Source organism: Photobacterium sp. GB-1, from assembly GCF_003026165.1.
Taxonomy (GTDB): domain Bacteria; phylum Pseudomonadota; class Gammaproteobacteria; order Enterobacterales; family Vibrionaceae; genus Photobacterium.
Genome location: NZ_PYOB01000004.1, coordinates 102,513 through 117,190, shown reverse-complemented (window position 1 = coordinate 117,190; position 14,678 = coordinate 102,513). Strand labels below are relative to the sequence as shown.

The following is a 14,678-nucleotide window of genomic DNA, read 5'->3' as shown; positions in this document are numbered from 1 at the left end:
TCTATATAGAGCAATAACCGATCCAACTTTTCACGGAATAAAATGACTTAAAAGGAACTAAAGTCGGAGGTGGATAATTACACCCACCAGCATTGAGACATTTTGTCCTAGCGCAAAAGACCCATCGCGCCAAAATGTCCCAACATTTAATAAGGTTTTAGTTCCCTTTTTGTCTCACTCTATAAACTTAAATCTCTTGTGCTGAATTTTTCTCTGGAGAAACCGTTGTAGGGTTAGTTTCATCCTCAGCACCATTATCCGTAGATGAAGATATTGTTGACTGGAGAGTATCTTGAGAAGTTAAGGATGTTTGCTCTGTTGCTGTTAGCGCTAATTCAGACTGTTCAGCCTTATTATCTAACTCAGAGTTGTACATCGTTTCACTGCTTAAATCTTCAACCATATCAGTTACTTTCTCTACCGCTTGATTTACCCAACCACGCATTTGAGAAGCGATGGCAGGATCTAACGTTGGGATGTTGCTAAAGTCTTCAGTGCAATCATCCATGTCACTGATATAATTAAATTCTTCTGAATGAAATAACTTACGTAATGCTGCTTTCTTAACTGATTTCTCAACCGACTCTTTCATAAATGATGCAACGCCAGAATCGTAAGTCACGGTTGATACATCATCATGCGTCAGTGCAATATCAGGGGTGTCATCAGCGACTAAATCAGTTTTATCTAATTGATTATCTAATGTTTTGTCCGTTTCAATAGATTCAGAAATATCTGTATGAATAGCCGTATTTTCGGTAACAACCACATCTTGCTCAGGAGCCGTTTCAGTACTTTCGAGAGTTAATGTCTCACCTACAGATTTATCTTCTGTTTTGGTTAATTTTCTTTGAGACCAACGTTGAAAAAAATCAGTTGCCACTTGAACGCCCTTTTTGCTTTTTACCTTTACCGCCGCCTCGACGTTTACACTCTTCTAATTCACCGTGTCGTCCAAGATACGCTTCCATCCAGACTTGAATAGGCAATGGGATTTGAATGTGAAGAACAACATAATCTCCATCCATATAACGGGCTGCAACCCCTTGAGCTGCCGTCATTAATACAGGTTTAAGTTGTTCATCTTCTTCAGCACAAACAAAAAATAAATGCGGATCTTGTGCGTTTAAGTTAAAGCGATATTCCATACGTTCATCACGAAATAATTCTAGCGGCAGCATGTAATTACCAGCACCGATTTCTGCAAGTGCTACGTTTGAGTCTTGTTCACCATTCAAACAAAGATCTTCAATCGTCCATGCGTATGTCGTCCAACGCCCAACTTGTTTCTCTTCTGCTTGAAGTCGAAAATAAATAGGCCAAATACTTTCATCTTTCTTTATTTCTAGCTTTACTTGTTCTGGCACAATGACTCCTTACATCTTGCTTTTTACACACTCGCTTATCGCGGTATGTTGAGAATATTCGTCCGTAATAAGCAAAATTTAGACCAAGTGCGAAATATAAATCAAAATATCGCCAATAATGGCAACCAGTAGCCTCTTTCAATCCGTAAATGGAATTTATGGAACAATATTTGCTTTAATGCGTTAGAGATAAACTTATTTGCCTTAATACATGCCATTTAATGCTACTTATTGAGCTTAGTATCATTGTGTGTATTTTGACGGACTTATTTGAAATCTCGATACGTTTCTTGTAACCACTGGATATCCTAATGAGCCAACTCCCTAAAATTATAAAAACTAAATCCGCCGTTAAGCAGACAATGTCTGTGGAAATCATGGATGAGTACGGTGATCTTCAAACCAAAGAAATTGCGTGTGAGCATCCCCTAACGGTTTATTTGAATTGGATTGAGATCGTTACCCTGATGACCCTAGGTGAACGACCTTCTGCACTTGTGCTCGGTTATCTAAAGAACCAAGGCTTTATCGAAGATATTGATGCCATTGAATCTGTGATTATTGATTGGGATACCAATTCAGCGGCGGTGATCACCCGTGAAAATACCCATGGCTTAGAAAAGAAATTAGAGAAAAAAACCGTTACCTCTGGCTGTGGTCAAGGCACTATGTTTGGTAACGTAATGAAAAAGCTAGAAAACGTGACACTACCGCAAGTACAAATAAAACAATCTATGTTGTATGGGCTGCTTGAAGCGCTAACTCACCACAATGAAACGTACAAGGCTGCAGGTGCCGTTCATGGTTGTGCCGTTTGCCGTAATACAGAAATCTTATCGTTTGTCGAAGATGTAGGTCGCCATAACGCTGTTGATACCCTAGCCGGTGAAATGTGGCTAAAAGGCGAAACGGGCGAAGATAAGATTTTCTACACCACAGGCCGCTTAACCTCAGAGATGGTAATTAAAGTCGCACAGATGGGTATTCCCGTACTTCTATCCCGCTCTGGTGCAACACAAATGGGCTATGAGTTAGCGCAGAAGCTCGGTATTACTATGATAGCCCGCGCTAAAGGTCATCGCTTCCAAGTTTATAATGGCGGTCAGAATCTTATTCTTGATGTGAAAGGTGCTGATACCTCTCAGCAATCGAAGAAAACAGAGCAACCTTCTTCTAATAAAGAGCAAAATTAATGGCTGACTTTCCTGAATTCATGAACGCGAAACTTGTCGCAGAATATTTAGATCTTAATGAGAAGAAAGTCTATGCCCTTGCTAACGATGGCTTACTTCCAGCAACAAAAGTGACAGGGAAATGGTTATTTCCTAAAGCAATGTTGGATAAATGGCTATTAGAGTCTTGCCATAACGGTGTGTTAACCGATCGATTATTAATTGCCGGCTCAGACGATCCACTATTACAAATGGTGGTAGGTAAGATGGCTAACCAATTAGGCAGTACCGCATTAGTTGGTTATACCTCAACGGGTACACGACAAGGTTTAGCCATGTTAAGTAAAGGCCACGTTGATATGTGCGCCATTCACTGGGGAAATGCAGAAGAAGCTAGCCTGCGTCACCCTGCACTATTACAACAATACCAAGGGCATAAAAACTGGGTATTAGTCCATGCCTTTGAACGTGAACAAGGCTTAGTGGTCAGTAAAGAATTAGCAGAAGCGGTAAATTCAAAATCTATCCAACTGCCTGAATTACTATCTTCTCGCTGGCGCTGGGCACTACGTCAAGAAGGTGCAGGTAGCATGCGTGCGTTAGATGAATGGTTACACGGTCACGCTTATAATCTTTCTATGCTTAATCAATCAGATGTGTGTAACAGTGAACGTGAACTTGCCTCGTCTGTTGCTCGTGGTAAGGCTGATGTGGGCTGCGCTAGCCAAAGTACGGCGGGTGAATTTGGCTTAGGCTTTATTCCGCTATGTACCGAAGCGTTTGAATTGGTGATCCCAAAGAACATTTACTTTAGAACACTACAGCAACAATTGCTGCAAGCGATTTCAGAGGAAGATGTTCAAGCTCACGGTAAAGCACTCGGTGGTTATAACTTTGCACGTACAGGTAAACAGGTATGGAGTGCTAACTAAGTCAGCTAATAGCTAACAACATACCCTGAAAGTCGCTGGATAATAAAAAGCCCTGATAATGCATGATGATTATCAGGGCTTTTTCCATTCAGTTTAAAACCGCATCACTATTAGTTAAAAAGAATTAATAAGAACGAGTAAGCAAACCAATAATAGAAGCGTCTGTTTCACCAAAATACAAGGTCACTGACTTTGTTTCACCTTGTGCAAATTTTCCCTTTTGCTCAATTCGTGTCGGTTCAACATAGGTATTATTGCTGAAATACGCTTTGACCTGCTTAGGTTTAAGTGTAATACCGCCGCCGGAATGGTTTGTGATTACCGCTTGGATCATACGCTTTCCACCTTGACTACTATAAATGTCATAAGAGACGATTTCATAGTAACTATAAGCTGGTTTATCTTCATTATGTTTAGGCATAGGTACAGGGATCGAGCCCGATACAGTCCGAACGTAATGCATTGTATCTTGTGACTTTTCAATACTGTTTTTAATATCATTTAAATCTGAATCGTCAATTGATGCGTTAGATGATAACGACATCAGTGATACAGAAGCGATAAGTAAACAACGAGCAAGCATAGTAAGTCCAATGAATAGAATTTAATTGAAAGACCCTAACTAATTGACCGCTATTTCTCACCTTTCGTTTGTTAATTTTATGTCAATAGATATTTATATTCGTAATAGATCACATTATATCGACTCTTTATCTAGTCTAGAAATATCTGTGTTTCTTTAAGTCCTTCACACGATTGTTCAAACTTACACTTCAGACAATCTACTTAATGACTTAATCATAATTATCCTATGTTTAATTCGTATCTACTTTTTAAATAGTCACAAAAATGCAATCAAAACACCATAACCCACGAAATACGCCCTCAGAATTAAACCATTAAAATGATAAAAATTAATGAGCAGCAACAATAGTATGCAATCATAAATTAAGATTTGCTCACTCAAAACTGATAGCCATTGCCTTGTTTACAACGATCTCCTGTATTACTCAGTCACTTTTTATTTTATTGAATAATGTTTCATTACAAATATTCACTCATTGATAATTTTTGGTGCGAATAAATGGCCTATTTACATAAACATGACTTGCCTAACAGTACAGGTTAAGTCGACAATAGCGACATTAACAATACTGTTATTATTTCCCTTTGCATTTTCAAGGAGCCGTTGTGCGTAACGCTTTTATTCTGTTTTTTACTCTTGCTAGTATAAGCTTCTCTTCCGTGGCTAGCATCAACACCAGTAAGCTGGATCCTAATAAGTTACAAACGGCATCAGTCAGTAATTATGTGATAGACCTCAGTACAGGAAAGACACTGTACAAAAAAAATTCAAATGTAAAAATGCCAATTGCTTCATTAACTAAGTTAATGACAGCGATGGTAACACTGGATGCAAAACTCCCACTTAACGAAAAACTAACGTTTACTCCTACTGATAAAGAGCACATGTACAATACATATACACGTATTCGTATGGGCTCTACCCTAAGCCGTGGTGAGACAATTCATATTGCTTTAATGTCATCTGAGAACCTAGCAGCAGCAACACTTGCAGGAAACTACCCTGGCGGCTACAAGGCATTCATTAAAGCGATGAACCGAAAAGCTAAATCTTTGGGGATGACCAATACGCATTTTGTTGATAGCTCAGGCCTTGACCCTCATAACCACTCGACAGCATCAGATGTCGCTAAGATGGTACGAGCTGCTTACAAATACCCTGAAATTCGTAAGTACAGTACAACACCTGTGCATACCGCTTACTTTGGTAAACCTAATTACAAACTTGGCTACACCAATACAAACGCCTTAGCGCGTGGTAAGAAGTGGACGGTTAACTTAACCAAAACAGGTTACCTAGATGAAGCTGGTCGTTGCTTAGGTATGGTAACAACAATTGATGGTAAGAAAATCCTAATGGTTATGTTAGATTCTCAAGGCAAATTAACACCTATTGGTGATGCAGGCCGTATTAAGCAATGGCTACAAACGGGTAAAAGCAAACCAATTAGTGCTGATGCAAAATACTACCAACAACAGAAACTAAAAGAATTAACGAAATAATCATTACTGTTAATTGATATAAGTAAAAGCCAGCATATATTGCTGGCTTTTTGCATTTAAAACTATCATGAACATAGCATTAAAAACCTTCGATGTTTGTGGTGATGCTGCTTAGCCCGTAATAAGAATTTTCCTTACCAATTACCTAGCCTTTTATTTTTTAACAAAAAACGCACGCCTATAACACTCTTCAACTATGCTTAAGTTAGAGTAAATAAAAGGAGTGTCTATGCAGCATCAAGAAATGATTAATCCCACCCATCTTAGTTTAATAACTCGTATCTCTCTTACCTCTCTAGCCATTCTGGTTATTGGCTTATCGTTTATGTAATTTCTAAATAGACATATAACAAAAAGCCCCTTGGTATTTTCTCTCACTTAAATGAAAAAATACCAAGGGGCTTTTGTTGTAATGAAACTAAGACATCATCAATAAATCTAGATCATTATTTGTTGACGCTTTTTGTCTTAAATAGACAGAGAACGTTGTCCCTTTACCCACCTCAGATTCAACCGTTATCTCTCCACCAATATCTTCAATTAAACTTTGGCTAACAGAGAGACCAAGCCCAGTACCTGAACGACGAGTAGTAAAGAATGGATCAAATATTCGCTCTAAATTTTCTTTCGCAATACCACAGCCATGATCAGTTATACGAACAATTGCACCAATAGACTTCCCCTGCTCATCAATCCAATCTTCAGTTCTAATGATTAATCGCCCCTTATCGTCCATGGCATGAATACCATTCATTTGAAGGTTCACTAGCACTTGCAATAATTGGTGGCGATTAACTTCCACGCTGCATTTCGCATTTAGTTCAACAACAAAAGTAACGGATAGTTTTTTTGTGCCTGAACGTACTAAGGTTAAACTCTCTTCAACAATCTGGTTCAGGTGATGCCATGTCACTTCATTTTGTACGCCACCTTGACGACTGTATTGCAACAAACTTCGAGTAATATTACGTATACGGTCAATTTGTGCATGGATTGCATCTAACTCTTCTTGAACTTGAAGCGTATTATCCCCTAACTCAAATTGGATCAATTCCACATTACCCAAGATAACCCCTAATGGATTATTAATTTCATGGGCGATACCAGCAGTCAGTTCACCCAAGGCGGCTAATTTTTCACTCACCACCAGCTTAGATCTTGCTTGATTCAGCAATTTAATATGTTGCTCTAGTTCTTCAGTTTTATGATGTAAACTATGCGTACGTTGCTCAACCTTTTCTTCTAATTCCACTGCAGCCTGCTTTATCACTTGATTACGCTGTTCAAGCTGATCCAGCATGGTATCAAACTGATTCCCCAAAATTTGCAGTTCGTGATCAGGGTAAACATCTAATTTACCTACTCGACGCTCAAATCCCATCTGTACTAATTTGGCTACCTGATAAATTTTTTCAATCGGTAAAAACAGATCACGAGAGCCCCGATAAACGACAAAACCAGAGATAATCAGCACCAAAATAATACCAATGCCAAGCTCAATAATATTCGTTAAAAAGGTTCTGATCAGTGGCCATTGTAAATAGCCCGCATAAAGCATACCAATCACTTTACCGTTTATATCGCGTAACGGTTCATAAGCAGAAACATACCAACTGTCATAGACATAAGCTCTATCAACCCAGGTTTTTCCAAACGTAATCACTTCACGGCTCACTTCATCTGATACCCGAGTACCAACCGCTCGCCCAACCAGATTTTTACTATCTAATGGTACATTCGTACTAATACGAACATCATTCATAAAAATAGTAACAGTGCCAATACTGCCCGTCGGTAACGTATCAGACGCAAAAACTAAATCACGAATTCGATCAACCAGTTCCGTACTATTATTGAGTAATATACCGCCATCAAGAATCCATTGAAGATGCCCTTTATCATTAAAAATAGGGATCAAACTTCGACTCACTAACCCCTTCTGCTCTATCTTATGTTCTTTGAGCAATGGCACTTGCGCACGAGCAGGTAAATCACTATTCAATGCAGCTAGTGCTCTACGATCTAGTACCTGAAAAAATGTTTGCACTTTTCCTTCGAGTAAAAAACGGCGCTCTTGCTTAGAGAACTCGCCTAATGCTGATGCAGGATGAAGCACGATAAAATCCAGATTATATTGCTGGTTTTCAGTGCGTACCCAGTGACTTAAAGAGGATTCATCAAAACGTAAACGATATTGGAAATCGTAAGAGTCAGCCATTGACTGCAATTTCATACGCTGCTCTTTTTGTAATAATTCCATACTATGATGAGCAACAGCTAAATCCGCTCTTACGTTCATTAACGCATTTTGCCAAGTGTAAGTGACTGTCCAATAAAAAGTTAAGGCAATTAACGCAATTAATGTGATGATAATAGGTACAGACGTTAGGACTAATAGACGATAACGAACCATAGTTCGAAACCGCCTTAGCCATAACAATATAAAAGCTTTAGGATGCATTAATGCTTTGGTTATTCGCATGATGCCGACTCTTCAGCCCATTCTTTATATTTACGCTCTAACGTTTTACGCGCTACACCAAGCTGACGAGCTGCCGCAGACTTATTACCCTCGTTTGAATCTACTACCTGCATAATATGTGCTTTTTCGACATCTTTTAACGTCCAATCTACTGGGTAACAATATTGCTCTTGTTCACCATCGTGACACTGACATGGTCGCTTCTCATCACTCCTCAATACGATCGACGTTTTCTCGGGCGATGGTATTACAGGTACATCCCCATTTAATTCCTGCCAATATTCAGAAGGTGATTTACCCAATAAAATACAACGTTCCATCATATTACGTAATTCACGAATATTACCCGGCCATTGATAAGCTTGCATTGCTAGAATATCTTCATGTGCCCAATTAATTGGCTTCATTCCTAAATCTTTCGAAAGCTGCTGTGTAAAGTGGTGAGCTAACGCTGGAATATCTTCTATACGTTCACGTAATGCGGGTAATTCAATGGTGAGCACATTTAAGCGATAGTACAAATCTTGACGAAAGCGCCCTTCTTCTACTTCTTTTTTCAAATTCCTATTCGTTGCTGCCACAATACGCACATCAACATTCACTTCTCGCTCAGCACCTACAGGTCGTATTGCTTTTTGCTCAAGCGCGCGTAATAACGAAGATTGCATGGATAACGGCATTTCACCAATTTCATCTAAAAACAGTGTGCCGTTATTTGCTACCCGAAATAGACCATCACGCCCTTTTTTAGCACCTGTGAATGCACCAGAAACATGACCAAACAGTTCACTTTCCAGTAAATCAGGTGCAATCGCGCCACAGTTAAGAGGTACAAATGGTCCGGTACGTTTACTTAACTGATGAAGGGCACGCGCCACCAGCTCTTTACCGGTTCCAGATTCCCCTTCAACCAATACCGCGGCAATTGATGGTGCTAATTGAGTGATCAGTTTTTTCATTTTTTGCGTGCTTGCTGCATCCCCGATAATATCAACGGGATAACTGCGCTCTACATCGCGTTGGAGTGCAAAGTTTTGACGTTCGACTAATCGACGTTCAATACAACGGCTTACTGACTGCATCATTTGTTCTAAATTGAACGGCTTTAAGATGAAATCTGACGCCCCCGCGCGTAGTGCTTGAATCGCCATGTCTAAATCTGCATAGCCTGTCATAAAGATAACATCGCTACGGCGTGTATTTGGATCAAACGCTTCATGCCATTCAATGCCTGAACGCCCTGGTAGATTTATATCTACTATTAATAAATCAAAGTGGCAGCGTTTTCTTATTTCTTCCGCTTCTTCAATACTGCCTGCAGTATCAACCTGAGCAAACTTTTTACTTAATGCTTTTTTTAAGATGGCACGCATTCCCGGCTCATCATCGACAACCAATACAGAAACAGCAGTCCAAGGTGTATTTAATTCAAGATCAGACATAAAGGGACATTATTACCCATAAAAAAGATGCGACATTTTGTCTCACCATGAAGATAAAAGTCAAAATAGATTTGAAGCAGAATAATGACGCAGCGCAAAAAACAAAAAATAGCAGTTTATAATCAAAGTATTATGAAATAAATATTCACATATTTTAAATCCTATCGCTTCTGGCATTTTATTTGCTTATAGGCGCATAAGCTATTTATTGGGACGAAAGGTCTCAAATTGTCTCTTTTTATTTGACGTTGAATCTGTAAATCAAGGAACCTTATGAATTTTTTTAAAACGAGTTTAGTTGTTTTAAGCTTAGCCGCAGCAAGCCTTAGCCATGCTGCAACCGATAACAAGGAAAACAAAACAATTCGTTTAGCAACGACAACCAGTACTTACCACTCAGGGCTTCTTGACTACCTTTTACCAGCGTTTAAAAAAGACACGGGCTACACTGTTGAAGTTCTAGCTGCGGGTACAGGCAAAGCATTGCGCATGGGCGAAAATGGTGATGTTGATTTAGTCATGACTCACGCCCCTAAAGCAGAGGCCAAATTTGTTGATGGTGGTTTCGGTATCCTTCCTCGCAAGCTAATGCACAACGACTTCGTACTTGTTGGTCCAAAGGCAGATCCTGCAAAGATCAAAGGTGATAAAGACGTTGCTAATGCACTGGTTAACATTGCCGAAACAGATGCTGTGTTTGTTTCTCGTGGTGATGATTCTGGTACCAATAAAAAAGAACTTAACCTTTGGGCACAGACAAAAATGGAACCAAACTTCGGTGGTTACAAAGCGGTTGGTCAAGGTATGGGGCCTACATTAAACATGGCGTCTGAATTACAAGCGTATACTTTAACTGACCGTGGTACATGGCTTGCTTACCAAAATAAACTGCACCTAGAAATCATGGTTCAGGGTGACAAACGTCTATTTAACCCATACCAAGTGATCTTAGTGAACCCTAGCCGTTACCCTGACATTAACTACCAAGGTGCAAAAACATTCAGCGATTGGTTAGTTAACGCTAAAGCACAAAAAATGATTAACGATTACCAACGTCATGGTGAACAACTATTTGTTGCAGATGCGATTACGCAATAAACAATCAACTTTATTTGATTTTATAGCATTTTGCGCCGAACACTTCCTCTTATCTAATTAACACTTCTGTTATAATAAAATAAGGCCATGTTCGGCGTAACCAATTAAATATTAGAAATAAAATAACAATGAATATTTGGCAAACAACGCAACAAGCAATCCAACTTTTGTTTAGTGGAGATAGTTCGCTATGGGGCATTGTTGGTGTTTCTTTTTCAGTTTCTCTGTTAGCCATTGCTATTGTATTAATTCCCTCTTTATTGGTTGCTTTCGCCCTTGCTTATGGCAAATTTCCAGGTCGATGGCTAATCCTTTCTTTTGTTAATACACTGCAATCCGTTCCTACTGTTGTTATTGGCTTATTGTTGTATATGTTGCTATCGCGTTCAGGGCCTTTAGGTGACTGGCAAATGCTGTTTACACAGCGAGCGATGATTCTTGGGCAAATATTAATTTGTTTTCCAATCTTGATATCTATGATGCATGCCGCCTTCCAAAATAGTGACCGTCGCGCATGGGAAACCGCTATTTCATTAGGTGCAAGCTACCCTCGCGCGCTAATGAGCCTTATGTGGGAAAGTCGTTTTCCACTATTAGCTGCCATTGTTGCGTCTTTTAGTCGCATCATCACTGAGGTGGGTTGCTCAATGATGGTGGGTGGCAACATCTTAAATTCAACCAGAAATATTCCGACAGCCATTGCATTGGAAAGCTCTAAAGGTGCGTTTGCACAAGGTGTCGCCTTGGGAATGGTCTTATTACTTCTCGCTCTCGGACTAAACTTTATTTTATCGTTCTCTCGTGGCAAAGCCCACTTGCGTACGAACTAAGCTGAGGGTATTGATATGATGCATATTTCAATTGAGGCAACAGATCTTTCTGTTCGCTTTAAACATCGTCTACTTTTCCATATTCCTCAGTTAAAGTTAGAGCCGCAAGATGCGATTTATCTTACTGGTGATAACGGTGTTGGAAAAACAACGCTATTAAAAGTACTCGCAGGATTACAAAAGCCGACCACTGGAAAAATTAATACTCAACACCATTGGTTAAGTCGTTTGTTTGGAGGCTGTTATCAAAATGGCATTATCTACATGCATCAAACCCCTTATATGTTTGATGGAACAGTGTTTGATAATGTTTGTTATGGCTTAAAATATATTGTTAGAGATCGCCAACAACGCCGTAATGAAGCCATTAATGCCTTAAGAATGGTTGGCTTAGAAACCCTTGCCGATGAACATGTCTCGGTATTATCGGGCGGCGAACGACAACGTGTAGCAATGGCACGTGCATGGGTATTAAAACCAAGTGTATTATTGATGGACGAATCCAGTGCAAGTATGGATAAAGAATCCATCAGCCGACAAGTTGTATTAGCAAAAGATTTATTAGAGCGAGGCTCTAGCCTTGTCATCACTAGCCACCAACATAATGAGCTAACCGACTTATGTCGTCGCCAGTGGACAATCAATGATACAAAATTAATTGAGCGTGCAGATTTGCAGCTTGTTAAAAAAGATAAGGATAACTATGCCTACGCCTGAGCAAACTCAGTGGGTTATTTTGGCTGGTGGACAAGCCAGTCGCATGGGAGGCAATGATAAAGGTTTAATTAAATTGGCTGATAAGCCATTAATTCAACATGTTATCGATACGCTGCGCCCACAAACATCACATGTCACCATCAATGCAAACCGCAACCATGAACGTTATGCTGAATTTGGTGAAGTCTTTGGGGATACCATTAAAGACTACCCCGGCCCTTTGGGGGGGATGCATGCCGCACTTTCTCATATCGATAACGACTGGATCGGTTTTGTGCCTTGTGATTGCCCACAGCTTCCACATGATTTAGTCGCAAGAATGGCAAACGCTTGTACAGAAGAAACCGATATTGCTGTTGCTCATAATGGTGAGCATATTCAACCGGTAGTCACACTTGTTCACCGCCGCATTTTACCTAAGCTTGAAGCCTTTCTCGCTAATGGTGATAGAAAAATCATTCTGCTTTACCGTCAATGTAATATGATCACGGTTGATTTTAGTGATCAAGCCGATGCTTTTGTAAACCTTAATACCCCTGAAGAACTCTCTCAATTTGGAGTGCTACATGAGTCAAATTAACGCTTCTTTACCGCTACTTGGTTTCGCTGCATTTAGCGGTACAGGTAAAACCACTTTACTTGAAGCAATGTTGCCTAAACTTGTAGAGCGAGGACTTCGTGTAGCTGTGGTAAAACACGCTCACCATAATTTTGATATCGACCAAGAAGGCAAAGACAGCTACCGCCTTCGTAAAGCAGGCGCAAGCCAAATGTTGATTTCTTCTCGCTACCGTCGCGCACTGGTGACAGAAACACCAGAAGAAGAAGCACAACTTCCCTATTTACTCAGCCAACTAGATCAAACCCAATTAGATCTCATTTTGGTGGAAGGTTTTAAAAAGCTCGATTTCCCTAAGATTGAATTACACCGCAAAGAAGTCGGCAAACCTTGGCTACACCCAGAAGATAACAACATTATTGCTATCGCTGCGAACATCCCTGCTGAAAGTACACTGCCACAAATGGATATCAATAATCTTGATCAACTGACTGACTTTGTTATTGATTACGTGAAAAACAGTGCGTTCACTGAAGCGCAAACATTAAGCTGTAGCGATATCAATCCAGCAGGTATGTTATCGGTTACTCAAGGTCGAGAAAAAATTCTTGAACAGATTAAGCCATTACATATCAGCGAATCTGTGAGTCTACATCAAGCGCTAGGGCAAATTGTCGCACAAGATATTTTATCGCCAGTCAATGTCCCCCAACATACTAATTCTGCAATGGATGGTTATGCTATTGCTGGTGATGATATAGGGCGTGACAGCTATCAGGTTGTTGGTCAAGTACTTGCTGGTCATAGTTACGATGAGCCACTACATCATGGTGAAGCTGTTCGTATCATGACAGGCGCACCTATTCCGCAAGGTGCGGATACCGTCATTATGCGTGAACAAGCAACCCAAAAAGGTGACACGGTCACGTTTGATAAAGCAATGGGTAACATTAAAGCTGGTCAAAACGTACGTCAAGCAGGTGAAGATCTGGCATTAGGTCAAATTGCCGTTGCTGCAGGAACAACCATCACAGCGCCAGAGCTTGGTATGGTAGCGTCACTGGGTATTGATAAAATCATAATCAACAAACCTATCCGGGTTGCAATTTTTTCTACCGGTGATGAAGTTCAGCAACCGGGTGACGCACAGAAACAAAACTGCATCTATGACTCAAACCGCTATACATTATATGCCCTACTCACTCACTTAGGCTGTGAAGTCGTTGATCTCGGTATTATTGATGATAACGAAGCATCGCTTGAAAAAACGTTAATACAAGCGAGCACGAAAGCTGATTTGATCTTATCTTCTGGTGGTGTATCTGTCGGCGATGCGGACTATATAAAAAGCGTGTTAGAGAAGTTAGGTCGAATTAACTTTTGGCGTATTAATATGCGTCCAGGTCGTCCGCTTGCTTTTGGAACCATTGGTAACGTGCCATTCTTTGGCCTACCGGGTAATCCTGTCGCGGTAATAGTTGCGTTCTTACAATTTGTTGAACCAGCAATTAGAAAACAGCAAGGCATTATCAATTGGCAGCCGAAAACGCATCAAGCTATCGCGATTGAAAAACTTCGCTCTCGTCTAGGACGTACTGAGTATACTCGCGGTATTTCGAGTTTTGATGCTAATGGCCGTTTAGTGGTGAAAAGTACAGGCTCGCAAGGTTCTGGCATACTTCGTTCGATGAGCGAAGCAAATTGCTTAATTGAAATAGCACCAGAGCAAGTAAATGCAGAAATCGGTGATAAGGTTACCATCATTCCATTAGATATACGCATGTAACGTTTCAGCTCTCCATGATAAAAAAGCCAAGCTACTTAAAGTATCTTGGCTTTTTTATTTTTATATGTAGCTTCCATGCTACCTTTTTATTTCCCATCTTCTACACGTTAGAAGTCGACACAAACCTTTCGTTATATGTTAAGTTGTAACAAAAGGTTTCTTTATTCTCTAGATAAATGATAATACCGAATAATTTATCGATATA

General features: G+C 40.0%; 13 protein-coding genes. 8 read left to right on the top strand and 5 right to left on the bottom strand.

Features of this window, described 5'->3' with window-relative positions; translation table 11 throughout:
• Positions 1 to 187: 187 nt before the first annotated feature.
• Positions 188 to 883, bottom strand: a complete 696-nt coding sequence (locus C9J45_RS06425; RefSeq protein WP_107208199.1) for a DUF3306 domain-containing protein — start codon at positions 881 to 883, stop codon at positions 188 to 190.
• Entirely contained in the window at positions 873 to 1,367 is a 495-nt protein-coding gene (locus C9J45_RS06420; RefSeq protein ID WP_107260306.1) for a DUF3305 domain-containing protein, read from the bottom strand. Before C9J45_RS06420 ends, C9J45_RS06425 begins: the two co-directional genes overlap by 11 nt.
• A gap of 311 nt (positions 1,368 to 1,678) precedes the next feature.
• Here C9J45_RS06420 and fdhD point away from each other — a divergent pair, with 311 nt between their 5' ends.
• Positions 1,679 to 2,560: a formate dehydrogenase accessory sulfurtransferase FdhD gene (gene fdhD / locus C9J45_RS06415; protein WP_107290803.1), complete on the top strand. Its 882-nt coding sequence runs from the start codon at positions 1,679 to 1,681 to the stop codon at positions 2,558 to 2,560.
• Positions 2,560 to 3,471: a helix-turn-helix transcriptional regulator gene (locus tag C9J45_RS06410; protein WP_107208196.1), complete on the top strand. Its 912-nt coding sequence runs from the start codon at positions 2,560 to 2,562 to the stop codon at positions 3,469 to 3,471. Before fdhD ends, C9J45_RS06410 begins: the two co-directional genes overlap by 1 nt.
• 124 nt (positions 3,472 to 3,595) lie before the next feature.
• Here C9J45_RS06410 and C9J45_RS06405 read toward each other — a convergent pair whose 3' ends face one another.
• Positions 3,596 to 4,054 (bottom strand): hypothetical protein, encoded by a 459-nt coding sequence (locus C9J45_RS06405; protein ID WP_107260301.1) that lies wholly within the window; start codon positions 4,052 to 4,054, stop codon positions 3,596 to 3,598.
• 608 nt (positions 4,055 to 4,662) lie between these two features.
• Between C9J45_RS06405 and pbpG the strand changes: the two genes are divergently transcribed.
• Positions 4,663 to 5,559 carry a D-alanyl-D-alanine endopeptidase gene (gene pbpG, locus C9J45_RS06400; protein ID WP_107246631.1) on the top strand — a complete coding sequence of 299 codons (897 nt, stop codon included), beginning with the start codon at positions 4,663 to 4,665 and terminating at the stop codon, positions 5,557 to 5,559.
• 418 nt (positions 5,560 to 5,977) lie between these two features.
• Here pbpG and C9J45_RS06395 read toward each other — a convergent pair whose 3' ends face one another.
• Together C9J45_RS06395 and C9J45_RS06390 are read right to left on the bottom strand one after the other, a co-directional pair.
• A complete protein-coding gene (locus tag C9J45_RS06395) occupies positions 5,978 to 7,972 on the bottom strand; it encodes a cache domain-containing protein (protein WP_107246629.1) in 1,995 nt (664 codons plus the stop codon).
• 59 nt (positions 7,973 to 8,031) lie between these two features.
• Complete coding sequence (locus C9J45_RS06390; RefSeq protein WP_107246628.1) at positions 8,032 to 9,483, bottom strand: sigma-54 dependent transcriptional regulator; 1,452 nt, start codon at positions 9,481 to 9,483, stop codon at positions 8,032 to 8,034.
• 273 nt (positions 9,484 to 9,756) lie between these two features.
• Between C9J45_RS06390 and C9J45_RS06385 the strand changes: the two genes are divergently transcribed.
• The 5 genes from C9J45_RS06385 (at position 9,757) to C9J45_RS06365 (ending at position 14,473) form a co-directional block, all read left to right on the top strand.
• The gene (locus C9J45_RS06385) at positions 9,757 to 10,581 is read left to right on the top strand and encodes a substrate-binding domain-containing protein (RefSeq protein ID WP_107287408.1); all 825 of its coding nucleotides are present in this window, start codon (positions 9,757 to 9,759) and stop codon (positions 10,579 to 10,581) included.
• 128 nt (positions 10,582 to 10,709) lie between these two features.
• Positions 10,710 to 11,411, top strand: coding sequence for an ABC transporter permease (locus C9J45_RS06380; protein ID WP_107208190.1), 702 nt, complete (start codon positions 10,710 to 10,712; stop codon positions 11,409 to 11,411).
• A gap of 15 nt (positions 11,412 to 11,426) precedes the next feature.
• Complete coding sequence (locus tag C9J45_RS06375) at positions 11,427 to 12,128, top strand: energy-coupling factor ABC transporter ATP-binding protein (RefSeq protein ID WP_107246625.1); 702 nt, start codon at positions 11,427 to 11,429, stop codon at positions 12,126 to 12,128.
• Positions 12,115 to 12,708 (top strand): molybdenum cofactor guanylyltransferase MobA, encoded by a 594-nt coding sequence (gene mobA, locus C9J45_RS06370; RefSeq protein ID WP_107246623.1) that lies wholly within the window; start codon positions 12,115 to 12,117, stop codon positions 12,706 to 12,708. The genes C9J45_RS06375 and mobA overlap by 14 nt, the downstream gene beginning before the upstream one ends.
• Complete coding sequence (locus C9J45_RS06365) at positions 12,695 to 14,473, top strand: bifunctional molybdopterin-guanine dinucleotide biosynthesis adaptor protein MobB/molybdopterin molybdotransferase MoeA (protein ID WP_107292314.1); 1,779 nt, start codon at positions 12,695 to 12,697, stop codon at positions 14,471 to 14,473. The genes mobA and C9J45_RS06365 overlap by 14 nt, the downstream gene beginning before the upstream one ends.
• Positions 14,474 to 14,678: the final 205 nt, after the last annotated feature.